Origin of the sequence: Fictibacillus aquaticus, assembly GCF_002245695.1 — a bacterium.
GTDB lineage: Bacteria > Bacillota > Bacilli > Bacillales > Fictibacillaceae > Fictibacillus > Fictibacillus aquaticus.
In genome coordinates this window covers 939,654-963,702 of sequence record NZ_NOII01000001.1, presented here as the reverse complement: position 1 = coordinate 963,702, position 24,049 = coordinate 939,654, and the positions used below count along the sequence as shown (strand labels likewise).

The following is a 24,049-nucleotide window of genomic DNA, read 5'->3' as shown; positions in this document are numbered from 1 at the left end:
AAATGAAGAAAAGAGTATTGCTTATCGGGACAGGACTGATCGGCTGTTCTCTTGCATTAGCGATAAAAAAAGAGCATGAAGCTGTTATCATCGGCCATGATATATCAGAGAAAAACCTGGCAGATGCAAAAAGGCTTAATATCATCGACCAAGCTTCGTCAAATATTAAAGAAGAGGTAATAAGTGCAGACCTTATCATTCTCGCGGCACCGGTCGATCAGTCAGAAGCGTGGCTTGAAGTCATCGCAGGGTGCGGAGAGGCAGTGAAAGCACTTGTAACGGACGTTGGCAGCACAAAGGGCAGAATTATGGAGAGCGCGAAAATACTTCAGGAAAATGGTGTGACGTTTATCGGCGGCCATCCAATGGCAGGATCTCACAAAACAGGACCTGAAAGCGCAAAAGCGCATCTGTTTGAAAACGCCTTTTATATGCTGACCTGTTATCCGGAAACACCTTCCGAAAAAACGGAACAGCTTAAAAACTGGCTGAAAGGAACAAAGGCAAAGTTCATTGAGATCGATATAGACGGACATGACTGGGTGACAGGAGTTGTCAGCCATTTCCCTCATTTAATCGCTGCAAGTCTTGTGAGGCAGGCAGAGAATCAATCTGTCCGTCATCCGCTCGTAAGCGAGCTGGCGGCAGGAGGATTTCGCGATATCACAAGGATCGCGTCAAGCAGCCCGGCTATGTGGCGTGATATTACGAAACATAATCGCGAAACGCTCTTGCAATTGCTGAAAAGCTGGCGTAAGGAGATGGACGTCGTCGAACAGCTAGTTGAGAATGGGGAAGGGGAAGAATTGCTTCAGTATTTTTCAGGTGCTAAGAGATTCCGTGACAGCCTGCCTGTAAGATCGAAAGGAGCTATCACTTCATATTACGATTTGTATATTGATGTCATCGATCAGCCCGGCGTCATCTCAAACGTTACCGCTTTGCTTGCTGATCATCACATCAGCATCACAAACATTCAGATCATCGAGATGCGTGAGGACGTTTACGGGGTGCTCAGGATCAGCTTTCAGAGCAGCGAGGACCGCGATAAAGCATCAGACGCTTTGCAATCAGAAAACTATCATACTTATGTAGTGTAAAAAGGAGATGACAGGATGGGGAGCATACAGCTAACTTCAGCAAAAAACGGACTGATAGGCACAGTGGACGTGCCAGGAGACAAATCCATTTCCCACCGCGCAGTCATGTTCGGCTCGATAGCTGAGGGAGTGACAACGGTAAAAGGCTTTCTTCCGGGAGAAGACTGCCTGAGCACGATCAGCTGCTTTCAAAAGCTTGGCGTCAGCATCCAACGTGATGAAGACAGCGTAACGATTGAAGGAAAAGGGATTCAAGGCTTACAGGAGCCAACAGAAGTGCTCGATGTGGGAAACTCCGGCACGACAATACGGCTCATGCTCGGCATTCTTTCCAACACTCCTTTCCATTCAGTCATAATTGGAGATTCTTCTATCGGAAAAAGACCGATGAAGAGAGTAACAGGCCCGCTCCGCCAAATGGGCGCCGTTATTGACGGGAGAGAAGAAGGAAACCTTATCCCGATCAGCATTAGGGGCGGCCGAACAAAAGGGATCATTCACGAATCGGCTGTGGCCAGTGCACAGGTTAAATCAGCAGTGCTGCTTTCCGGACTGACTGCAGAAGGTGAAACAACGGTTAAAGAGCCTCATAAATCACGCGACCATACGGAGCGGATGCTGAAGGATTTCGGCGTGATAACAACATCAACCGAAAACACTGTCACGATAAGGAGCGGGCAGGCTTTAAAAGCCACACATATCCAAGTTCCAGGAGACATTTCCTCTGCCGCCTTTTTCCTAGTGGCTGGAGCAATCGTTCCGGGCAGCGAGATCACACTCACTAAGGTAGGCATGAATCCGACGAGAACAGGCATCATTGATGCGCTTCAAGCAATGGGTGCAGACATCACGATTACGAACGAAGTGAAGGATGCAGGCGAACCATATGCCGACCTTATTATTAAACATTCTTCTTTAAAAGGAACCGAGATCAGCGGTGACCTCATACCCCGCCTGATCGATGAGATTCCCGTTATCGCGCTTGCTGCGACACAGGCAGAAGGGACGACTGTCATAAAAGATGCAGCCGAGCTTAAAGTAAAAGAAACGAATCGCATCGATACCGTCGTCCGCCAGCTAGCCGCGATGGGCGCTGATATTGAAGCAACGGATGACGGTATGATCATCCATGGAAAAACACCGCTCAATGGCACCGAGGCTGACAGCTTCGGTGACCACCGTATCGGTATGATGCTCGCAGTTGCGTCGTTGATCGCTGGCGGTGAAACGGTGATCAATAACAGTGAGGCCGCTGCTGTTTCATATCCAGGTTTTTATGATGTGCTGAAAAAACTAGAGCAATAAAAAAGTGCTGCCAGCGTAGGCAGCACTTTTTTATTATTTTGCAGATACATAACGTCTTGCACCAGCATACTCGACCGCATAGGCAGGGTTATCGAGGCTGTCGATGCGGACAGTCGAAGCGGTGTTCGGCGAATGGATCATTTCGTTGTTGCCGATGTACATCCCTACATGGTGAACGCGGCCTTTTCCTTTGTCGTAAGCAAAGAACAGGAGATCACCAGGCTGAAGGTCTTCCCGTTCGACTGCAAGGCCTTCTTTAGACTGTGGACCAGAATCGCGTGGAATCGTGATACCTGCTGCTTTATGGATCGTATACGTGAAACCTGAACAGTCAAATCCAAAACCAGCTGTTCCTGCCCATAAATACGGAAGTCCAAGGAATTTTTTTGCTTCGTTTACGAGCTGCGTACCTGTGGCTTGTGGCATTTCTGATTCAGACTGATAAAGCGAAGCATCATTTTTAGAGAGCCAGCGAGTCTTGCCGTCAGGGGTAATGACAGCGAAGGCATCTCTCAAATCAGCTACTACAGGAAGGCGGGTATTGTAACTGATCTCCATATCTTTTTTCACGAATGCTTTTTCATGATATAGCCAAGCGGTAGGGCTTGTGACAAGTGCGAAAGGTTTTTCTGAATGGTTATCAAAACGGGCATGCTGCGAAAGCTGAGACTTTGGCAACCAGCCAGGATAGCCGGCAGCGAGGCGTGGGGTCGGCTGTCCGTGCACGGCTACTTTTACCCAGTCACCTTGTTCTTCGATAACATCCACTTTTTGGCCCAATAGAGCCTGTGTTTCCAGTTCGCCGACAAGCCACAGCTTTTGCTCGTAACTCATGCTTTTCGTCCAGCTCCATAAATTCACCGGATTGGACAAAGAATCAGCATCTGTGTCAGGGCGTGCAGCACCTGGATTGCTCCAAAGAGTGGCAGCCGCTACGTCAACAAACGCTTCTTTTCCGATAAGACCTGAAGCTTCAGTTGGTGAAGTCCAAGACAGAGTTCCAGCCAGCACAGCGAGCCCTGCAATTTTAGAAGTAATATTTTTCATCAGATTCTCTCCTTTTTCATCAACTGAGTCAATAATTCGAGAATCTTTTCATCACACCTTTTAATGAGGATAAGAATAAGGCTTCGTACCTGACTTTGTATCTCGTAAAGTGGTTCCTTTTTATTACAGTCCTAATGGCGACAGGTACATAGTCATGAAAAAAAGCCGGCCATTAGGCCAGCTTTTTTCAATGCATTACGGAAGCATATTGCGATGCAATTCCATAATTGAGTTTCCGTAAACGACAAAATAGGAAAGGGCAGCTGCAAGCAGAAGGTATAGCACAAGAACGATAACTTTTGTTTTCATGGAAGACAGGTAATAGTTTTTCATCTTATCCAGTCCCGCACGCTGTTCATTGATTGTCTGTGTTAGTGCCGATAAATAGCTTTCTGCAAAACGCGGTTCTGCTTCTCCGACAGGCTCTTCAGATTTAGGTACGAAGCTGACTTCCAGTTTTTCCTCTGTCTGTTGCTCGACAAACTGTTTATATGGCATCAAATAGCGGTATTCCCGCTGTTCTAAGAGAGCGATTTGAATCATGATGGCTTTCTTTTCAAGCTTTTTCTTATCGTGAAAGAACGGGATGGTCATCCCGCCTTGAATGCTCCGGATAAGCCGGGACTTCTGAACACGGATATCTTCAAAATAAGTATCAAGAATGTAAGCGAAATTTGGCATATCACGATATGTTTCAAGCTCATCCTCAATCTTTCTTACGTTTTCCATTTCTTTTTCCATGAGAGTGATTTCTTGTTCTTTCTGCCTCTTGTCAAAATCCTCTCGAACTCGTTTCCACCACGTTCCGATCCCGAACAGGAAGATCAGGAAAAGAATCGGATCGGGTGAGAAAAACATCAGCGGAATGATGGCTGCCAGTCCGATCGCCCAGATTTTTGTGGACAAAACCCCTGCGATGCGTCCGCCGTCAAGCGGTGAGACTGGGAAAAGGTTAAACAGGTTCAGCAGCGCACCTAAGAAGATAACAAGCCCCCAGAATGGAGAACCGTTAATCTCATACAGCGCGACGGCTGGGAGGAAGGCTGCCATTCCGAACAACGGACCAGCATAAGCGATGAATGCTTCATCCTTTGTGTTTTTAGGCATTTCCTTTAATCCGATGGCTGCTCCAAGAAACGGAATAAAGATTGCCGATGATGTTTTTAGTTTTTTCCTTTTCGCAGCCCACAAATGGCCCATTTCGTGGACAAAGATTAAATAAACGAGCGCAACGGCAAACTTCCAGCCGTAAAAGACGGCATATGCGCCGAGCGATACCATCATGGATACCAGGGTGGCGAACTTTCCTATTTTCAGAAGCCCGAGCACCCATTTAAGTTTATTGGCAAGAAACAGGCCGATGCCTGCAACCCATGGCCATACCTTTGATTTTTGTTTTTTTGCAGCTTGTTGCTCCATTATTCATCCCCCAATAGTTATGCTCTCTCTTTCCATCATAATAAAAATACGGGACAGCGGGCAAATAGTTGCATGAAAATGAAAAAAGGACCCGCAAAAAGGGTCCTTAAAGAGTCATTTATCCTTTGTTTAACTCGCTGTTTCTTCTTGCGTACAGGAAGTATACAGCTGTTCCGATTGACATCCAGATCGCGAATGAAATCCACGTGATAGCTGGAAGGCTGATCATCAAATATCCGCAAAACAGAACAGTTAATATCGGCAGTACCGGCACGAATGGAGCTTTAAACGCGCGCTCGAGCTTCGGATGAGTTTTTCTCATAACGATTACCGCGATCGCGATCAGCGAGAAGGCTGCTAATGTTCCCATGTTAACGAGGTGCGCAAGCGTTGTTAAATCAACGAATCCTGCGATACCAGCACCGATAAGTCCTGTGATCCACGTGTTGGCAAAAGGTGTTTTGAAATTTTCATGTACTTTTGAAAAGACACCTGGAAGTAATCCGTCACGGCTCATCGCATAAGAAATACGGACTTGAGCGAAGAGCATAACGAGAAGGACGGTCGTGATTCCCGTGATGGCACCTACTGAAATAAAGCCTGCAAGTGTGTTCTGTCCAACAAAATGAAGAGCGAACGATACTGGATCAGCAACATTAAGCTTTGTGTAAGGAACCATGCCCGTCAGAACTAGAGAAACGACAATGTATAAGATTGTACAAACGGATAGAGAGGCGATAATGCCGATCGGCACGTTTCGCTGCGGCTCTTTTACTTCCTCGGCCGCTGTTGCAACTGCGTCAAATCCAATATAAGCGAAGAAAACAGTAGCAGCTCCTGTTACGATACCTTCAAATCCAAACGGCATGAAAGGGTGCCAGTTTTCTGGCTTCACATAGCCGACACCAGCTGCGATAAACAGCAGGATAACGGCAAGCTTGATGAATACCATGATGTTGTTTACTTTTGCGCTCTCGCGTATTCCTTTTGAAAGCAGGGCTGTCATCGTCAGGATGATGAGCATCGCCGGAAGGTTCACTAGACCGCCTTGTCCGCTTCCGGGTGCCGATGCGATAACTGCTGGAAGTTCCACACCAAACCCTTTTAACAGTGACTGAAAGTAAGCTGACCATCCTGTTGCTACTGCCGAGGTGGCAAGCAAATATTCAAGCATCAGGTCCCAGCCAATTAGAAAGGCAAATATCTCGCCGAGTGTTGCATACGTATACGTGTACACACTGCCTGCAATTGGAACGGTGGATGAGAATTCCGCATAACAGAACGCAGCGAATGCACAGGCAAGGCCGGACAAGATAAACGAAATGATCAGCGCAGGACCTGCGTGCTCTGCTGCTACAACCCCAGTCAGGACGAATATCCCAGTACCGATGATCGCACCGATGCCAAGCAAGGTGAGGTCAAGCGCACCCAGTGTACGATTAAGAGCCCTTTTCTGGCTCTGCTCAAGCATCTGCGTGATTGACTTTTTTCTCAAGATGTTCATAAAGATGCCTCCATTTTACAGAATTTGCTGTTAGTTCGAATTTATCGAAAATTTAAAAATGCTACGTCAGTAAGTATATTGTCGAACAATGTCGATGTCAACAGCCGATGTGCTGAAAAAATATGCCAGAGTGCTGCCCACAAAGATGTGCGTATAAAGACCTAACGTTAAAATGCGCCAATTTTACTTCTTTCATTCTCTTTTTCAAAGGCGATGGTACCTTGCTATCAATTATCAGAAAATTCGTATTCAAATACAAAATTTGGTGATAAGATGTTGTTCATCATAACGAACATTTTAAGGTTGGGGAGGAAATGAAAAATGGGGAAAAAGAAGTATGCTGTATTGGGGATTGCAGCAGCTCTGGCAGCAAGTGCTTTTAGCACACAGGCGGACGCAGCAGGGCAAATCACACTAAAAGCAAAAAGCGAATATGGAACTACGTCATTTTTGGCAGGGAAGCTGAGCGCTCCTTCCAAAAAACAAGCTGAGCAGATCGTATTTAACTATCTGAACACTCAGAGATCCTCTCTCAAATTAGGCAGCCAAATGGCTGAAACCGCTTTTGTTGTTCAAGAAAAGGCGGCTGAGCAGAACGGAAATACAGTACTTAAGCTGCAGCAAATGTACAAAGGCGTGAAGGTATGGGCCTCGACACAGTCCGCAGTTGTGGATAAAAACGGTGTCATCACAGCTGTTTCGGGTTCTGTTGTTCCAGATCTGGACAAGCAGGCTAATCTCGTTTCATCTAAGAAAATCAGCAAAGCGAATGCTGTGAAAAAAGCAGTCGCTGCACTGCGGGTCGATGCTGTTTTTGAAAAAACGCCAAAAGCTGAGCTCGTTGTTTTTATGAAGGAAGAGACAGCTCATTATGCTTATCTTGTGAACCTGAATTACTTGCAGCCAGAGCCCGGGAACTGGAACTATTTTATCGATGCAGTAACAGGGGAAATCTTAAACCGTTATAACGACATGCATGAGGTGACAGGAACGAACACTTCTGGAACAGGTAAAGGAGTGCTGGGCGATTCCAAAACCCTCAACATGACATTATCAAGCGGAAAATATTATTTGCAGGACAATACGAGAGGCAGCGGGATCTTTACTTATGACATGAAGAACCGTACTTTCCTTCCTGAACTGTTCCTGCCTGGTACACTGTATAGCAGCAGCGACAATGTTCTGAACAGTACGTATGAAGGGGCGCTTGTTGATGCACACCATTTCGCTGGTGTCACATTCGACTACTACAAGAACACGTTTGGCCGCAACTCTTATGATAATAAAGGCGCAAAGATCACATCGTCTGTTCACTTCAACAAAAACTACAATAACGCATTCTGGAACGGTTCACAGATGGTATACGGGGATGGAGACGGAACGACTTTCATCCCGCTGTCAGGCGGAATTGATGTTGTCGCTCATGAACTGACACACGCTGTGACGGACACGAGCTCGGACCTTGTCTATCAGAATGAATCAGGGGCGCTGAACGAAGCAATGTCAGATATATTCGGTACATTGGTCGAGTATCACAATAACCAAAATCCTGACTTTGAGATTGGTGAAGATATCTACACGCCAGCTGTTGCAGGAGATGCATTGCGTTCAATGTCAGACCCTTCAAAATACAATGACCCTGATCACTATTCAGTCCGTTATACAGGCACAGGTGATAATGGCGGAGTGCATATAAACAGCGGAATCATCAACAAAGCGGCATACCTTCTGAGTGAAGGCGGATCACATTACGGGGTGACAGTAAGCGGAATCGGCAGGGCAAAGCTTGGAGCGGTATTTTACCGAATGAACACAGTCTACTTGACTTCTTCCTCTAACTTCAGCCAAGCAAGAGCAGCTGCCATCCAGTCAGCGACTAATCTGTACGGAGCGGCTTCAGCAGAAGTTAACTCCGTCAAACAGGCTTTTGATGCTGTAGGAATTCAATAAGGTGAAAAATCGGCAGAACACGTATAATGTGTTCTGCCGATTTGTTTATTTTTTAATAAGCGAATACATGTATAAAGGAAAATAGCCTTTTGAAGTGCGCTGGTAATCCCGCAGCAGGCCATCTTGTTCAAAACCGAATTTTTCAACTAATGCGATCGACTCTTTGTTCTCAGGCCTGATCGTTGCTCCGATTCGATGAAAGCCGAGCTCATCGAACGCATAGGGCAAAATCTTCTTAAGCACCTCCGACATATAGCCGTTCCCCCAGAAAGCTCTGTTCAATTCATATCCCAGCTCTGTCCGTTTGTGAATTTTGCTCCAATTATGAAAACCGCATGTACCGATCAGCTTTCCACTTTCAGAATGTTCGATACCCCAGCGGATACACTTTTCCTGCTGGTACCCTTCATCGAGGGAATGGATGAAATGTTCAGCATCCTCCACATCAGTAAACGTTTCAAGGCCATAATATTGCGTTACGAATGGGTCACAAAAAACTTTAAAAATGTCCTCAGCATCTGCAAGGATCAACTCTCTTAAGATCAGGCGATCTGTCTTAAGAACAGGAAAATCAGTTGTTATCTTCATATTTTTCTCCCCTAATGTTTTTAAGATGATCGCTGCAGCTTCATCTGCTGGATAAACAGGTCAGCAAAATAAGGATCCCATTGCGTGCCTCTGCCGCCCTCGATAATGCTTAACGCTTTTTCTGCGGTCATACCTTTTTTGTACGGCCGGTCTGAAGTCATCGCGTCAAATGCATCAGCCACCGCAATGATTCTGCCGAAAAGAGGAATACTGTTGCCGGTGAGTCCTTCCGGATATCCTTTGCCATCATATCTTTCATGATGGTACTTGACTCCAGGAATGAGTGCTCTCATCGCCTCGGGAGGCTGCACTTGGCTTAAAATATCAGCACCGATGACGGTATGGCGTTTGATCAGCGTAAATTCGTCTTCAGTGAGAGAACCTTCCTTTAATAAAACACCGTCAGGAATTCCGATTTTACCGATATCATGCAGCAGTGCAGACTTTCTTAAATTGAAGATCTGCTGCTGTGAAAGTCCTGCTTTTTTCCCGATAACGACAGATAGCTCAGCTACCCTTAAAGAGTGACCTGCAGTGTAAGGATCACGGGCATCGAGTGTCGCAGCAAATGTGGAAAAGAAGCTTTCAAGCATGAGCCTGTTTTCATAATCGCGCTTCACGATTGCATCTGACATATGGTTAAATCCGTTAAAAAGTACAGAAAATTCGTCTGGGTATACATTAACTAAGCGAGTCTGGCTGTTTCCGTTCTTTACTTCGTTCATAGCTGTCTTCAGTTCAAACATCGGCTGCTGCATATCACGGTACAAAAGGAGAGCCCCGATGATTGCGAAAATAATTCCTATTAATAATACATATACCGCCCAGCTCCAGTAGGATGAGGTTAAGGAAGAAGACACATCTGCGAATTTATTAAACTCAGCAGTGCCTGCCATCCCTGGTACTTCCTCTAAAATTTTTGAAATCTCATCAAGCCTGACTTGGGTCGCAAGAGCGAACAGTATTAAAGGCAATGTACCAATAAAGACGATGCTAATCTGTATTTTTCGTTTGATCGATAAATGTACAGGCCGTGCAAGTGTCAAATGAACGCCAAATTGCATGGCAGCGAGCTGCTGAATATGGCGGATGACAGGCTGAACAGCTTTTCCAGTCAGAAAAAACTCAATCAATGCATGCATGCCCGCCACAAGAAGGGCACCGATGCAGGCGAGTACGACGTAATCGTATGGAATAAGTTCTGCTGAAATCAGACTGTATTTAATTGATAATGCAGTGAGGCCGGCTCCAGGAATAGTAATCCCAAGAAAGTGCGGACCGAGAATACGGGTTACTGTCTTCTGCGGAAAGTCCAAGGCGTAAAAATAGGCTTTTTCCGTCATTTTTAAGGAAGGAGATTCTTCTGAGAGGAATTCTCTAATCACTTTTAGCTGACGGTTAAAGAAATAAGATTCTACTATAACCATGCACAGTACAGATATGATCAGGATGCCAGCTAGCTTAGGCTCCCTGGCGGCATTTGTCAGTGTAGTGAATATAAACACCGCACCTACACCTGCTACTGCGGTAATAGATCCAGTCAAGTAATTTCGAATCAGTTTCTTTTTGAATTCACTATAAAGATTCACTGCTTTCACCCGATTCATGATTATTGGTCTGTATGTATAAGAATACATCCAATGCATTAGGAAAAAAAGTACTTTATATCAATAATTTTACAAAAAATGTTGAAATATGCTGCATTAATTTTTTCGGCTGTTATAGCCGGAATGTTTACTAGAAAATTAATTATCGTTTTATATGAAGAAATAAAAGTATAGAGCTGGTAAAATCCGCAAAAAATACCGAAGATGATTAATCCATTGCAGTCGGTGGTAATGATAGGGTAATGACGTAGAGAGGAGTGCTAATAGATGGCACTATCAAAAGAGGATGTAAAAACATTAGAAAAGACATTAACAGATCGAAAAAAAGAAATTGAAAACATTCATGAGATAAACGATCAATTCAGACCTGAAGATGAGGCAGATCAGGAAATGACAGGAGAACTCTCAAATTATGATAATCATCCAGCTGATTCGGGGACCGAGCTATATGATCGAGAGCGAAACATGGTTTTCAGTGAATTGCAGGAAAAAGAGCTGTCTGACATCGATCACGCACTGCAGCGGATAAAAGAAGGCAGCTATGGAACGTGCCAGGAATGTGGAGAGGATATTCCGAAAGAAAGGCTGGAAGCTATGCCCACAACACCGTATTGTCTGGAGCATGCTTCAAATCATACGGATTCTGAACAAGAGCGTCCAGTTGAAGAAGAGGTATTAAAGCCTGGATATGGTCAGTTTAACAACGATAACAAAGACCGTAACTTTTTTGATGGTGAGGATGCTTGGGAAAGTCTTTCACGTTATGGATCGAGCGAAACGCCGTCTGATGACCCGCAAAAAGTGGATTACAAGGATATGGATGATGATCCAGTCGATGAAGAAGGGTATACAGAAGAGATTGAAGGTTTCGCAGCAACAGACATAACCGGAAATAAGCGGGGGATCGTCCCTAATAAAAAGCATGACGAATATGAAGATATGCTGCAATCTCAAGAAGAAAAGCTATCTGAAAGACGTCAATATGATGAAAAATAAAAAGCCGCACCCGCGGCTTTTTTACATGTCTAAAAGTGTAAATTTTTCAATCTGCGTCTCCAACAAGTTCACATGTTTAGTAAAAGCCAGTCTAGGCTGACGTCTAGGATGGCATCAGCCAAACTCTTTATTTCCATATTGAGGATAAAAAGATAAAGGAGTAATAAAGAAGCAGACCGCCGGAAAAGAATGAGGTAAGTTTTAAAGCGCGACTTTTTATGAAGGGTTTAAAAAAATGAAGTGCGAAGGACAGGTTAAGATTCCATAAAAAAATGCCGACAAAAATTGCAAGGCTAAATACATACTGTCCTCCCATGGGCCAAAAATCAGGAAGCTTTTGCAGTGCAGTGCCGTATACAGAAAACCAAAAGACGAGGATGAAGGGATTGGCGACAGCAAGGCTGATGCCAGTGAGGAAAGGAGTAGTTAAGAAAGTTTTTTCCTTGGTTTCATTTGAGTCTTTATGTGTAAAAGCATGTTTCAAGCTGCTCCAGCCTAATTTAAATAACAGCATTGATCCGATAACAGCAATCGTATGCTGAAAAAAAGAAGAAGAAAAGTAAGGGGATAGCCCCCAAAAAATGATTGTCATGTAAATCAGGTCCATAGACATGGCACCTAATCCTGTATGAAAGGCATTCTTGAATCCGTGAGCCATCCCTTGGCGAATCATTTCAAGTTTAACGGGACCAATTGGTGCAGCAAGGCTGATGCCGAGGACGATGAATTCAAAGAACAGCCAAAATGTATGCAAGCTAGTCCCCCCTCATGAGTTTGTCCTTCTTCATTCTATGTGTAGAAAAACAAAACATTTCAAAAAAAGCATTAATCTAAAAACGGTGTGCACATGGAAGGGAAAGCGAGCGTTCCTGCAGAAATCTTTCTTATTAAATAGAAGGAAGGGTGAACGGTTCAATGAAAAAAGCATTGCTTATTATTGATGTTCAGCAAGGGTTTGAAGACGCATCATGGGGTGCAAGGAATAACCTGAACGCAGAGGATAACATGCTTAAACTACTAAAAGAATATCGCAGCAATGGTCTGGAAATTATTCATATTCAGCATGCGTCAACTAGCCCAGACGGTTCGTTTTATCCTGAAAAACAAGGTTACAGTTTGAAAAAGGGCTTTGAGCCGCTAGAAAACGAAGCTCATTTTGTGAAAACTGTGAACAGTGCCTTCATTGGGACTGCATTGCATGAGCATCTGCAGCATCACCAGATCACACACCTGACAGTGATAGGGCTGACAACGTGTCATTGTGTGTCCACCTCAGTTAGAATGGCAGCTAATCTTGGCTATAAAGTGGATCTTGTCCATGATGCGACTGCTGCGTTCGCGATGGTATCTCATACGGGACGGTCATACACGGCTGAAGAAGTTCACGAAACTGCTCTGCTTCATTTAAACAAAGAATTCGCGTCAATCGTGTCAACAGAGGACGTAATATGCGGATTATCTCCTCAAACATCGCTCTAATTAAACATCCTATGCCGTTATTCCCCAGGAAATGTCGATAAAAGGGAAAGTTTATACTCTTAATTACAGGGTAAAAATAATAAGAGATAACAAGCGGGAGGAACATTCATGACACATTTAGAGAAGCTGGAACAGATCAAGAATAACCCGGAGAAGGAATGGGAGTTTAACAGAAGAGATGAACCTTCAGTAAAAGTAAGGCTGCGGTTCGTGCCTCAAGGCGATGAAGGATATTTTCAAGCGACATTCCTTGATGATGAAGAGGATATTGTTGGTTCACAGGTTTTGGATGAATTTGAAGATGCATTAAGATTTGTGGATCGTAATTATTCATAGTAAAAAGACTCAGCGCAATTTGCTGAGTCTTTTTAAATGGTGATTCTTATAATCGTTTCGCTCCAAGATAGCGAGCTGACCAATACGTGTTGCTCATCGGCACGATCGCCACTCCTTTTGAAGAAGTAGCAGAAATGAAGTTTCCTCCTCCAATGTAGATGCCAACATGAGATGCGCCTGGTGCATATGTTGAGAAGAACACAAGATCACCTGGAGCAAGAGTGGAAACCTTTGTCCCTAATGTGTACATTTGTGAAGCTGTGCGAGGCAAAGTGATGCCTTGTGAGTTTTTAAAGACGTAATACATAAACCCTGAGCAGTCAAATCCAGAAGGGCTTGTCCCGCCCCAAAGATAAGGTACACCTTGGAATGTTTTTGCGTAGCTGATAAGTGACGTTTCGTTAATTGAACCAAATACGCCTAGTGCACTGAAGGTTTTCGGTCCTGCGACACCATCGGCAATCAAACCTTTTGCTCGCTGCAGTTTCTTAACAGCGTCGGTTGTGTAAGATCCGTAATATGTAGTATATGATCCTGTGTATGTGAAGTAGCCTTTTTGCTTTAAAGTTGATTGAAGTGATTTAACGTCAGTGTGCGTCATTCCAGGCTTTAATGTAGTGTCCCCAAGTTCAGCATAAGCTTGAATAGGTGCTAAAGCCATCATTGATGCAAGTGCTGTTGATGCAATCCATTTTTTCATATGTTTCCAAATCCCCCTATAAGTTCAATCATTAACATTTAAATTAATACTTGGTAAATCCAACTAAAGCTAACATCATTATCCTACAATATTTTTATGACAATAAGATGTGGGGGAGATTACGAAATGATAACAAAAACTAGTCAAATAGTCTCGAATTTAGATGGATATCGTCAAAATATGGGGAATACAGAAAAGTTTAAGGGTTCCAAAACACTATTTTAGTTTACTTTTCTTACAACATTAGAAATCCCATTGCAAACTGGAGAGTTTATTTTTTGAGAGAAAGGGTATAAGAAAAGGTTTTTTAGAAAAAGAAAAGAAAGAACTTAACGTCCTTTCTTTAAACGGTTTTATTCAATTGTTTCTTATCTTTGGCAGCCTGAAATTGTTCAAGGATGATGCACGTAATCATTCCGAGAACAAGACCGTTGCTTAGAAGCGTAACGAGCAAGCTCGGAAGCCCAGTTAACGCTGCAGGCGGAATGAAAAGGGTACCGATGCCGATCATGAGAGACGTGGCGATGATAAATAATTTGGAATCTGACTGAATCTGTCCTCTGTATTCTTTCAGTGCAAGGGCGATCATGCTCGAGAACGGAAGGAATATTGTTGCATAACCAACTGGGGCAGGTATCGCCGCAAAGAAATATGTGAGTTTAGGGAAAAAGCTGATCACAATAATTAAAACGTTGCCAATGATGAACGGCAGTCTACTGAAGATACGGGTTGTCAGCATAAATCCGGCAGAGCCTGATATAGGGACAGGCGCTACGGCGGAGAGAAGACCGGCGATCCACGTGCTGATTCCCATAAAAAAGCCTGCACGGTTATAATTAACTTTTTCGTAAGGCTCTTTTACGGACTTAAAAGCTGTTTCTGTCACATTGATGCTCGCCACCATGTTTGTCAGCAGCAGCAAGCCGATAAAGACTGACGTAATCGTGATGCCTCCGGAAAAATGGGGAAGTCCCCACGACATTATTTCAGGAGCCTGGAACCAAGATCCGGCTGATGCTGATTCTTTGTTCAGACTGAAAATCGTGAAAAGACACCAGCCAAAAAGAAGACTGATTAAAATGGAATAGCTTCTAAGCCAGACGATGCTCGACTTGCCGATAATAATTGAAAAAATGAGAACACCGATGGCTGCCGCAGCCACTTTGCCGTCCACACCTTTAGTCAAGTATCCGATGCCAAGTATGCCTTTAATGAAAGATCCGCTTAACTGTGAAACTAGCAAGATCAAATATGTACCTGTTACAAGCGGGGTAAACCAGCTGCGCAGCTTCTCAATCATTTTAAACAGTGCAAGTAAAATAAAGAGTGCACCGCTTATAAACATTCCCATTGCAAGTTCACGGAGCGCAAGTTCAATTGTTAAAGCACCTGAAGCTGCAATTCCTGCATAAACCGTAAACACTCCCCACCATAATCCGGCAGGACCTTCGAGTACAGGAAGTTTATGCCCCAATAATACTTGCAGAATTCCAGCAATGCCGATTATCAGGAAACACCGCTGCAGCAGCTGAGCTGTTTCGCTTTGAGACAAGTGAAAAGCATCGCCGATCGCGATCGGTGCAACCAAACTTCCTGCCAAAATAAAAACCATCCACTGAAGGGACGATAATGAAACTTTCATACTATCACCCACCGCGCTTTTTCATTGAATTAATTGTCCATGCTTATTATAGACTGAACCGGCAAATTAATGATAGTTTATAAGGTTTTCAGGTTTGCGATGTCTGTATAAAAGGTATACGGAATATAACGATTCATTAAGGAGGAATTTTAATGGAATCAAGAGCAATCTATTATGTATCAACTAAAGGCGAAATACTTCCGGTCAGTCCTGATGACAATATTCACTATTTCGAGATACTGGTAAACTCGAAGGAAAAGCATGAACTTGAGCATCTCTTCACACGTATACACGAACATAATAAGCAAGAAGGTCTGGATATTTTTTCTCCTTCAAGGCACTTTAATGAGGCAGTTGGTGACCGGGACCGCCTTGAGGATAATGAGCTAATGTTTGAACTTTACAGGATGATATATTTGCTCGGGACAGCTGAAACGAAAAAGGAACTTGAGGAAATGAATGTGCTGCCAAATTTATACGAAAGCAAGAGTTAGGACACCGTTATAAAGGGTTAAGGCAAACATACAATATATCGTTGATGCAAATTTTCGAAAAAATTAAAAAAGAAACCGACTTATTCCTGATTTAACCAGCGAAATTATATAGCACATATTCGTTAAGACCTGTTGGGCCTGAAATTGTTTTACTTCCAATCCTATACATAGCAAAGGACGAAACCGACATGAACAAGCGGACCCCAGAAGAGATTGCCGAGTGGCTCGAAGACCATCTGCCTGATTTTAAAAATTTCACTCCTTATTTATTCAAGCAGACGTGGGTACACCTTTTTTGTGAATTGAGCATCAGTGGAGAAGATTGTGAAGTGAAGATGGATGGCAGTACACAGCAGGTTTTTTGGAGAACGCTCGATAATCTGGATTGCGAGGAAGAATGGTTTCTGATTGATTCCTTGCCATCCCTTATGAGGTGAATAGCATGCGGATACACAATGGTAAAAATGAGGCGAATTATGAAATTGAACGTGTAAAAAAGCCAGATATTCTTCCTGGAAGACCGCAGGAGGAAACAGCAGAAACGCTTCAGTCATTGAAAAGGCTTGAAAAAATAAATAAATTAAAAAAGCGCGTCCAGGCAGGTACTTATACAATAAGCCCGGAAAGAATCGCGCAGAGCATCTCTTCTTTTTATATGCCATAAAATAGCTTCCAGCGGCTGCCCTTAATCCATAGCATGGAAGTTTCTTTCCTCTGAATAATAATAATCAGCTTTTTTCGCTGCCCCTGTTTTTAAGTATAACTACCGCGTTTCTGATCACGTTTGGAATCGGTACTTTCATCCTGCCTGCATTTTCAATAATAGATAGCAGTTCATTGCTCAAATAAAATAAAATGACCATATCTTCTAGATGAGGCATATTCATTAGTTTACCTAAAAAATGTGCCATGGCTGCTATCATAATAATAATCATCTTAGTTAAGATTCCTTTAAACCCCTCTTTGCTGCTTAATTTTCCTTCATAAAACGCTGCTGAAATTCCAGTTAGATAATCAATAAATATAATTAATAACAGTGCTTGTCCTAATGGAGTAAGGTTTTCGTAAAAAAATGTTACGGCTGTCCCAACGCTTATCGAAGTGCCATAATAAATAAACACGAGGATCTTTTGCACTTTCTCACCTCCTTTCACCGTATAAATTTGGAAAAATAACGCTGTCGAATTAACAGGATTTAGCACGTTTATTGCAAATAAGTTAAATATTTTGAAATATTAAAAAACTTCGTGTCATATGGTTTTCTTTCTGCTACAATGAAACAAATCCGGAAAGGGAGGAAGAGTGAGAATGGATAGAATAACCCTTGGTTTACCTCCGCATTGCCACAAAGTTTCTTTTGACGGAAAGGTGTTTAAAATCAGAGGCGTCGATAACCGGAAATGGGTTGTGCCCCTGTCGGGAACCGATAACGCAGAAGTGGATTTTGTAAATGAAGAAACCGGAAAGCTGAATATTCTCGGACAGGACAAAATACTGGCGTCAATGGAAATGCCGATTCGCTTTTGTGAGGTAGGCAGGGGCTGGCTGCTCGCTAAGCTTCCTAAAAAGAAAAAGTTAAAATAATGGGACTGAAAAGGATGCAGGAATCTGTATCCTTTTTTTAATTGATAAGTTAACTGCTCTACACTTTTTTTATTACCATTTATGAGTAAAAAACAGATAATTCTTAACGTAATATAAATAGGTAGTAGCGGTAATAAAAAAAGTAGCTATGTACTATAAAAATGTATACAGGGTAGGTAAATAAGAGTGTTATAATATGGAAGGTTGCAAGTTTGTCCTCTCGGAGGGAAAGTAATGAATGTGAAGTATTTGATTGAACAAGGCAGTACTCAGTGGAATAGGAAAATGCTGAGGGTGTTTTGGTTTGTTGTATTATTTTCATTTCTTATTTCGTGTATCAGCAGCTTTTTAACAGAGCGTCCGCTGAAAGAATTTTATCAATATTACATACTTCTTCCAACAGTACTTACGAGTGTTGTCGTCGGTATAACAGAGCTGTTGAGCAAGAAGATGGAAAAACATATGGATTATATCATGATTGTCTCTGCCAGTTTTTTGGCAACGATTTTGATCAGCGTACATTCGGGGATGGAGGTTATCTTTTCTTGCCTGTTCTTTCCGCTTTTAGTTTCCACAACATACTTTGAGAGAAAGAAAGTTTGGTTTTCATTCTCTGTCAGTACGGCTTGCTACATTGGATTAACGCTTTTTCATCCTTACTTAAGCACAAGCCATGACTGGATGGAGCGTATTTCTATGATGGCTGTTCTATTGTTTTCTGCATTGGTTTGTCAGAGCATTATGCGCAGAGGATATGAAATCGGGGAGCATCTGAAAAAAGCGAAAGCCGATCACCAGGAGCTGATGGTGAAATCAACTCTCATGGAAAAGCAAGTGAAGACAGACGCATTAACTGGGTTATACAATCATATGGCGTTTTATGAATACATTAATGTACTTATTCTTCAGGCAGAAGCCTATCAATTCCCGCTGCACCTGGCAATCATTGATATTGATAACTTCAAGAAAGTCAATGATACTTATGGACACGCAGCTGGTGACCAAGTGTTAAAACGAGTAGCTGAAAGTCTGCGGTCGAATTTAAGATCTGATGATTTCTCAGCACGCTACGGCGGAGAAGAATTTGTTGTTATCCTGAATGGTGCGGACAGTGAAGAAGCGTTCATGACGATGGAAAGAATAAGGCGTGACATCGCAGAGCTCAGGCACCCAGAACTAAAAAGCAAGCCTGTTACGGTCAGCATCGGTCTAGAGACTTATCGAAACGGCATGCACAAGCAGTCATTGTTCGAAGGGGCGGACTCAAGCCTATATCACGCAAAGAACAGCGGTAAAAACAAAACTGTATCGAGTTCTGTCCAGCCGAAGACACAGCTGGTGACAGAATGTAAATAAAGTATAAAAGCGAAGGGATTATTCCTCCGCTTTTTTTGTGCCTTAAAGTTGAATTTCTTAAATTCATGTTTTTAAAAACATAAGCATACACATATTTGTAAGACAGGCCTGGAGGTTTAGGATGAATCGGAAGATGAGACAAATTCTTCAGATCGCTGCAACGTATATCGGAACGGTGATCGGGGCAGGTTTTGCAACAGGTAGGGAAATCGTAGAGTTTTTCACCGCATATGGGTCTGCCGGATTTGCAGGCATAGTGATAAGCGGGCTTCTCTTTGTGATTCTTGGCACAAAAATCATGCTGCTGTCCCGCAGCATCCAGGCGTCAAGTTTCCAAGAATTGAACATTTATCTGTTCGGAAAAAGCGCAGCGCGTGTAGTCAATATACTAACTGCAGTCATGCTTTTCGGGGTTACGGCTGTCATGCTTTCTGGAAGCGGAGCTCTTTTTGCCGAGCAGCTGAATCTACCGTTTAAGGCGGGGATTCTCATATCATTCATTTTAACAGTGCTTGTTTACCAGCGCGGGATGAAAGGCATTCTTTGGACAAACTCATTCGTTGTACCTATTATGGTCGGCTTTTCAGTTCTTCTGTCCATCAGCATTATCGCGGACAAAAATCTGCCTGTTTTCTTCAAACCGGATGATTTTTCTATGCAATGGAAGTGGGCGATAAGTGCGTTTGCGTATGCGGCATTCAATTTGACTCTTGCACAAGCGGTGCTTGTTCCGCTGAGCAGGGAAGCCGAAAGTGAAGCGGTCATTAAATGGGGAGGCGCAGCGGGCGGACTTGGACTCACTTTCATTCTATTAAACAGCCATTTTGCATTGTATTCCATGCCGCAAGTTCTGAACAGGGAGATCCCAGTCGCCGAGCTTGTTGGCCAGCTCGGACACGCTGTACATCTTTTCTTTGTTGCCGTCGTGTTTGGAGAGATCTTCACAACTCTAATCGGCAATCTGTACGGTTTGTGCGGTGAACTAGACAGGAACGCTAGAGCAAGGTCTAACATGGTGATGCTTGCGGTACTCGGAGGCTGCGCATTATTGAGCCAGCTAGGATATTCATCACTGCTGCATTATTTGTATCCGGCATTTGGCATCATGGCTCTTATTTTCTTGATTAAATTATGGAGCGTAAAAATAGAGTGATAGTAAAAGGGTGGGTGAAACATGGCTGTATTTAATAAACTGGTCCGTGATAAGATTCCGGAGCTGATCGAACAGGCGGGGAAAAAAGGAACGTTCCGTATATTGGGAAAAGAAGAGTTTAAGTCCGAACTCATGAAAAAACTAATTGATGAAGCGAAGGATTTCCAGTATGACAATGATCAAGAAAACATAATTGATTCACTTGCTGAAATACTTGAAACCGTTTATACAATGGCGGAAAGCTGCGGCATCATGAAAGAAGAACTTGAAGAAAAACGAAACGTAAGGATACAGAGCAGAGGCGCGTTTGCTCAGCGGCTTTTTCTTATGGAGCTTTGTGACTAAGGATTAGCCTTCTTGTTGATGAGGGACCAAGAATTTGCTAAAATTTTATATAAAGAAGGCCACGGTGAGCGAACAGTTTGATCCTGTAGTTCACGGTGGCTTTTTAATGAACGATTAGTAAACGCTTACAAACGGCAGGAGTGAGTTAGATGGGAAAGACAAAACATAGCGGTCCTGTTTCGCTGCCAAAGATTCCGGATCCGAAGCTCTGGGTCAGTCCTCTTCCTTTTGGAGCGGGGAAGCAGAAGCCTCGCCATATCATCGATACGATGAAAGCAGCATGGGAAAACCGTGATAATTTAGGATATGCAGCACGCATCCTGACACAGGGAGTGTGCGACGGGTGCGCTCTCGGTGTTTCAGGCTTATATGATCAGACTTTGAAAGGTCCCCATGTGTGCACGACAAGGCTGAACGTTTTAAGACTGAATACTATGCCGGCAATCAAAAAGGACGTCCTGCACGCGGATATTGACGAACTCAGGAAAATGAATTCATCAGAGCTGCGGAAACTCGGCCGTATTCCGTATCCGCTTATGCGAAAAAAGGGAGAAAGAAGCTTCAGGCGAATCAGCTGGGAGGAGGCGCTTAATTACACAGCAGGGAAAATAAGAAGCCTCAATCCAAAGCAGTTCGGATTTTATTTAACTGCCAGAGGGATCACCAATGAATCCTATTATGCTGCAGCAAAGGCCGCGCGCTATATGGGCTGCAACAACATTGATAACGCATCTAGAATCTGTCATTCACCATCAAAGACTGCCCTGAAACGCTCGCTTGGGATAGGGGCATCCAGCTGCAATTATAAAGACTGGATCGGCACAGATGTCCTTCTGTTCTTCGGATCCGTCGCTGCAAACAACCAGCCGGTATCGACAAAATACATGTATGCGGCGAAACGTAGAGGGACGAAGATAATCGTGATCAACCCGTACCATGAACCGTCGATGGACAGGTATTGGGTGCCGTCCATACCAGATTCAGCCCTATTTGGAACCGTCCTCGCAGATGATTTTTATCAAGTGAACATTGGCGGCGACATTGCTTTTATGAACGGAATCATCAAGCATTGGTTCGAGATGGAACGCGAGGAGCGCGGATCCGCTATCGACCACGCTTTCGTGCAGGCGCATTCAAACGGATATGAAGAGCTGAAACGCCATGTGAAAATGTATGACTGGAGTGTGCTCGAAGCGTCATCAGGTGTTTCAAAGGAGAGAATGAAAGAGCTCGCGGTTCTGCTCGCTCGGTCAAAGTCTGCTGTTTTCGTTTGGTCTATGGGTCTGACACAGCACCGGTTCGGAACGGACAATATCTCTCAGGTAGCCAATTTAGCACTGCTGCGCGGATTTTTGGGACGGGAGCACTGCGGTGTGATGCCAATCCGCGGGCACTCAGGCGTTCAGGGGGCTGGAGAAATGGGGGCTGATCCTTTCAGCCTTCCGGGGGGCGGCTTTGATCTTGAGAATGTAAAGCGTGTTGAGAATGTATGGAATTTTACTGTGCCGAAATGGCAGGGAGACATTGTCGGTGTAAGCCTCGAAAATGCTTTGCTGCCTGAAACACATGAACGCCGAACGAAGCTGTATTATATGTCAGGAGGAAATTTTCTCGAGACGATGCCAGATCCTGATTTTGTAAAGAACTGTCTTGAGGCGATGGAAGTGAGGGTCCATCAAGACATCATCTTTAATACATCAACATTGGTCGATGCACGTGAAGCGGTTATCGTGCTGCCGGCGATGACAAGGTATGAACAGCCTGGCGGTGGGACTTCCACTTCCACTGAACGAATGGTGTATTTCTCTCCTGAGGTTAAAGGGCCGCGAATGGAAGAAGCAAGGCCGGAGTGGGAAATTTACTGCGACCTTGCATCAAGAGTGCGTCCTGAGGATAAAGATTCGATTACTTTTAAAAATGCTGCGGAAATACGGGCCGAAATTGCGGCTGCTGCTCCGGATTATGATGGCATACAGCATCTGAAAAACCGGGGTGATGTATTTCAATGGGGAGGCGCATGGCTCTGCGAGGACGGCATTTGTCCAACCGATGATGGAAAAGGCCGGCTGATCTCAGTCGAACTGCCTGAACTTAGAAAAGCAGAAGGGCATTTTTATGTCACGACCCGCCGTGGAAAACAATTCAATTCAATGGTGTACAGCAATAAAGATCCGTTTAATGGAGCAAACCGGGACGATGTGTTCATGAGCAAAGAGGACGCGCAAGTGCTTTCGCTTTCAGAAGGTGAGGCCATAGTAGTGTATAACCGCCATGGCATGTTCCACGGAAAGGTAAAATACGAGAACATGAAAGAAAAGAACATTGCGCTTTTCTGGCCAGAAGGCAACATGCTGTTCCCAAAAGGTGTCTACGAATCGTTTGCCGGCATTCCGGAATACAACGCAGGTGTGATCGTGGAAAAAGCAGAAACCTTTCATGCGCAAAAAGACCTCCGATATGTCGAAAAACGCCTTGAAGAGCTGGAGACGGAAGCAGGATGAGCGGTATCGCGAAACGGACAATATGGAGGTTCTCAGGCTCTGGAGATGCAGGCGAAGTGCAGGAAGATGTCATAGCCGCTGAGAAAGCCTTTACTTTTGTGGTCAACGGAGAAGAGACAGGTACAATTGTATGCACGCCTGAGCATGTGGATGAACTAGCTGCCGGATTTATGGCAGGTGAAGGCATCATCAGGAAGTTTTCTGATGTAGTCCAGCTGGAGGTGGATGAAAGCACAGGATTTGCTTACGTGCAGCTGCGCGAAGGGCTTTCGGTGGATCAGGAACAGATGTCCAAACGGTTTATTGGGTCATGCTGCGGAAAGGGGCGGCAGTTTTATTTTAAGAGTGACATGCTCACATCTAAAACTGCGGTTAAAAATGTAAAGTTCTCTATTGATGCTTGCATGAAGCGAATGAACGAAATGCAGCAAGCATCAACTGTTTTCCACCAGACAGGCGGCGTTCATAATGCTGCGATTGCAGACGAATCTGGATTGATTACCATCAGAAGCGATATCGGACGCCATAACTCGCTTGATAAGCTGTATGGCAACTGGCTCATGAACCCTTATTCTTTGAAAGATAAGATGATCGTGTTCAGCGGCCGGCTTTCCTCAGAAGTAATCTTTAAGGCAGCCAAGCTCGGAGTGGGGATTATCGTATCCAAATCGGCTCCGACTGACCTTGCCCTCGATGCAGCCGCCGAACTCGGCATAACCGCTGTTGGCTTTACGAGGAAAAATTCATGCAATGTCTACACCCATCCTGATCGGATATTAGAATATAAGTAAATCTGGACCCTGATGCCATTGATGGTGTTGGGGTTTTGTGTTTGCCAAATCCAAGACAATTAGCCAACCCCCTTTTTTTGCTTCCCCGCGTCCCGCAGTGGGGTACCGGACCCTATGTTTGCTTCTAAGAAGATGTCCGCCAAAATTTTTTA

Annotated in this window: 23 protein-coding genes and 1 pseudogene; 15 read left to right on the top strand and 9 right to left on the bottom strand. The window is 44.0% G+C overall.

Translation table 11 applies throughout. The annotated features are described in order from the left end of the window. Positions 1-2: 2 nt before the first annotated feature. A complete protein-coding gene (locus CGZ90_RS05010; protein WP_094251220.1) occupies positions 3-1,100 on the top strand; it encodes a prephenate dehydrogenase in 1,098 nt (365 codons plus the stop codon). A gap of 15 nt (positions 1,101-1,115) precedes the next feature. After that, positions 1,116-2,405, top strand: coding sequence for a 3-phosphoshikimate 1-carboxyvinyltransferase (gene aroA / locus CGZ90_RS05005; protein ID WP_094251219.1), 1,290 nt, complete (start codon positions 1,116-1,118; stop codon positions 2,403-2,405). A 33-nt stretch (positions 2,406-2,438) separates the two neighbouring features. Here the strand turns inward: aroA and CGZ90_RS05000 are convergent, their stop codons facing one another. From CGZ90_RS05000 to bcaP, 3 genes and pseudogenes are all read right to left on the bottom strand, one after another. Beyond that, positions 2,439-3,452: a C40 family peptidase gene (locus CGZ90_RS05000; protein ID WP_094251218.1), complete on the bottom strand. Its 1,014-nt coding sequence runs from the start codon at positions 3,450-3,452 to the stop codon at positions 2,439-2,441. 875 nt (positions 3,453-4,327) lie between these two features. Then, positions 4,328-4,871, bottom strand: a pseudogene (locus CGZ90_RS21265) (site-2 protease family protein); the annotation flags it as partial. Positions 4,872-4,989: 118 nt separating this feature from the next. Next, positions 4,990-6,375, bottom strand: a complete 1,386-nt coding sequence (gene bcaP / locus CGZ90_RS04990; RefSeq protein ID WP_094251216.1) for a branched-chain amino acid transporter BcaP — start codon at positions 6,373-6,375, stop codon at positions 4,990-4,992. A 321-nt stretch (positions 6,376-6,696) separates the two neighbouring features. On the opposite strand from bcaP, the gene CGZ90_RS04985 reads away from it, so the two are divergent. Further along, a complete protein-coding gene (locus CGZ90_RS04985; protein ID WP_094251215.1) occupies positions 6,697-8,325 on the top strand; it encodes a M4 family metallopeptidase in 1,629 nt (542 codons plus the stop codon). A gap of 45 nt (positions 8,326-8,370) precedes the next feature. Here the strand turns inward: CGZ90_RS04985 and CGZ90_RS04980 are convergent, their stop codons facing one another. Continuing rightward, the gene (locus CGZ90_RS04980) at positions 8,371-8,913 is read right to left on the bottom strand and encodes a GNAT family N-acetyltransferase (RefSeq protein WP_094251214.1); all 543 of its coding nucleotides are present in this window, start codon (positions 8,911-8,913) and stop codon (positions 8,371-8,373) included. A 20-nt stretch (positions 8,914-8,933) separates the two neighbouring features. Continuing rightward, the gene (locus CGZ90_RS04975) at positions 8,934-10,502 is read right to left on the bottom strand and encodes an HD domain-containing phosphohydrolase (protein WP_094251789.1); all 1,569 of its coding nucleotides are present in this window, start codon (positions 10,500-10,502) and stop codon (positions 8,934-8,936) included. A gap of 285 nt (positions 10,503-10,787) precedes the next feature. Between CGZ90_RS04975 and CGZ90_RS04970 the strand changes: the two genes are divergently transcribed. Then, on the top strand, positions 10,788-11,516 hold the full coding sequence (locus CGZ90_RS04970) for a TraR/DksA C4-type zinc finger protein (protein ID WP_094251213.1): 729 nt from the start codon (positions 10,788-10,790) through the stop codon (positions 11,514-11,516). Positions 11,517-11,643: 127 nt separating this feature from the next. Here CGZ90_RS04970 and CGZ90_RS04965 read toward each other — a convergent pair whose 3' ends face one another. Beyond that, positions 11,644-12,270: a LysE family translocator gene (locus tag CGZ90_RS04965; protein ID WP_094251212.1), complete on the bottom strand. Its 627-nt coding sequence runs from the start codon at positions 12,268-12,270 to the stop codon at positions 11,644-11,646. Positions 12,271-12,431: 161 nt separating this feature from the next. Between CGZ90_RS04965 and CGZ90_RS04960 the strand changes: the two genes are divergently transcribed. Together CGZ90_RS04960 and CGZ90_RS04955 are read left to right on the top strand one after the other, a co-directional pair. Next, entirely contained in the window at positions 12,432-12,995 is a 564-nt protein-coding gene (locus tag CGZ90_RS04960) for a cysteine hydrolase family protein (protein WP_094251211.1), read from the top strand. Positions 12,996-13,103: 108 nt separating this feature from the next. Further along, on the top strand, positions 13,104-13,331 hold the full coding sequence (locus CGZ90_RS04955; RefSeq protein ID WP_094251210.1) for a hypothetical protein: 228 nt from the start codon (positions 13,104-13,106) through the stop codon (positions 13,329-13,331). Positions 13,332-13,377: 46 nt separating this feature from the next. On the opposite strand, the gene CGZ90_RS04950 is transcribed toward CGZ90_RS04955, so the two are convergent. Together CGZ90_RS04950 and CGZ90_RS04945 are read right to left on the bottom strand one after the other, a co-directional pair. Beyond that, entirely contained in the window at positions 13,378-14,031 is a 654-nt protein-coding gene (locus CGZ90_RS04950; protein ID WP_094251209.1) for a C40 family peptidase, read from the bottom strand. A gap of 343 nt (positions 14,032-14,374) precedes the next feature. Continuing rightward, complete coding sequence (locus tag CGZ90_RS04945) at positions 14,375-15,673, bottom strand: purine/pyrimidine permease (RefSeq protein ID WP_094251208.1); 1,299 nt, start codon at positions 15,671-15,673, stop codon at positions 14,375-14,377. Between the two features lie 152 nt (positions 15,674-15,825). Here CGZ90_RS04945 and CGZ90_RS04940 point away from each other — a divergent pair, with 152 nt between their 5' ends. The 3 genes from CGZ90_RS04940 (at position 15,826) to CGZ90_RS04930 (ending at position 16,831) form a co-directional block, all read left to right on the top strand. Continuing rightward, a complete protein-coding gene (locus tag CGZ90_RS04940) occupies positions 15,826-16,167 on the top strand; it encodes a hypothetical protein (protein WP_094251207.1) in 342 nt (113 codons plus the stop codon). A 188-nt stretch (positions 16,168-16,355) separates the two neighbouring features. Next, on the top strand, positions 16,356-16,604 hold the full coding sequence (locus CGZ90_RS04935; RefSeq protein ID WP_094251206.1) for a hypothetical protein: 249 nt from the start codon (positions 16,356-16,358) through the stop codon (positions 16,602-16,604). A 5-nt stretch (positions 16,605-16,609) separates the two neighbouring features. Continuing rightward, positions 16,610-16,831, top strand: coding sequence for a flagellar biosynthesis anti-sigma factor FlgM (locus tag CGZ90_RS04930; protein ID WP_094251205.1), 222 nt, complete (start codon positions 16,610-16,612; stop codon positions 16,829-16,831). A 64-nt stretch (positions 16,832-16,895) separates the two neighbouring features. On the opposite strand, the gene CGZ90_RS04925 is transcribed toward CGZ90_RS04930, so the two are convergent. Next, positions 16,896-17,303, bottom strand: a complete 408-nt coding sequence (locus tag CGZ90_RS04925) for a phage holin family protein (protein ID WP_165766771.1) — start codon at positions 17,301-17,303, stop codon at positions 16,896-16,898. 172 nt (positions 17,304-17,475) lie between these two features. Here CGZ90_RS04925 and CGZ90_RS04920 point away from each other — a divergent pair, with 172 nt between their 5' ends. From CGZ90_RS04920 to fdhD, 6 genes are all read left to right on the top strand, one after another. Continuing rightward, positions 17,476-17,751, top strand: a complete 276-nt coding sequence (locus CGZ90_RS04920; RefSeq protein ID WP_094251203.1) for a hypothetical protein — start codon at positions 17,476-17,478, stop codon at positions 17,749-17,751. 234 nt (positions 17,752-17,985) lie between these two features. Continuing rightward, a complete protein-coding gene (locus CGZ90_RS04915) occupies positions 17,986-19,107 on the top strand; it encodes a GGDEF domain-containing protein (protein ID WP_094251202.1) in 1,122 nt (373 codons plus the stop codon). A gap of 121 nt (positions 19,108-19,228) precedes the next feature. After that, positions 19,229-20,260, top strand: coding sequence for a YkvI family membrane protein (locus CGZ90_RS04910; protein ID WP_094251201.1), 1,032 nt, complete (start codon positions 19,229-19,231; stop codon positions 20,258-20,260). A 21-nt stretch (positions 20,261-20,281) separates the two neighbouring features. Beyond that, entirely contained in the window at positions 20,282-20,605 is a 324-nt protein-coding gene (locus CGZ90_RS04905; RefSeq protein WP_094251200.1) for a nucleoside triphosphate pyrophosphohydrolase, read from the top strand. Between the two features lie 149 nt (positions 20,606-20,754). Beyond that, positions 20,755-23,106, top strand: coding sequence for an FdhF/YdeP family oxidoreductase (locus tag CGZ90_RS04900; protein ID WP_094251199.1), 2,352 nt, complete (start codon positions 20,755-20,757; stop codon positions 23,104-23,106). Continuing rightward, positions 23,103-23,897 (top strand): formate dehydrogenase accessory sulfurtransferase FdhD, encoded by a 795-nt coding sequence (gene fdhD, locus CGZ90_RS04895; RefSeq protein ID WP_094251198.1) that lies wholly within the window; start codon positions 23,103-23,105, stop codon positions 23,895-23,897. The genes CGZ90_RS04900 and fdhD overlap by 4 nt, the downstream gene beginning before the upstream one ends. Positions 23,898-24,049: the final 152 nt, after the last annotated feature.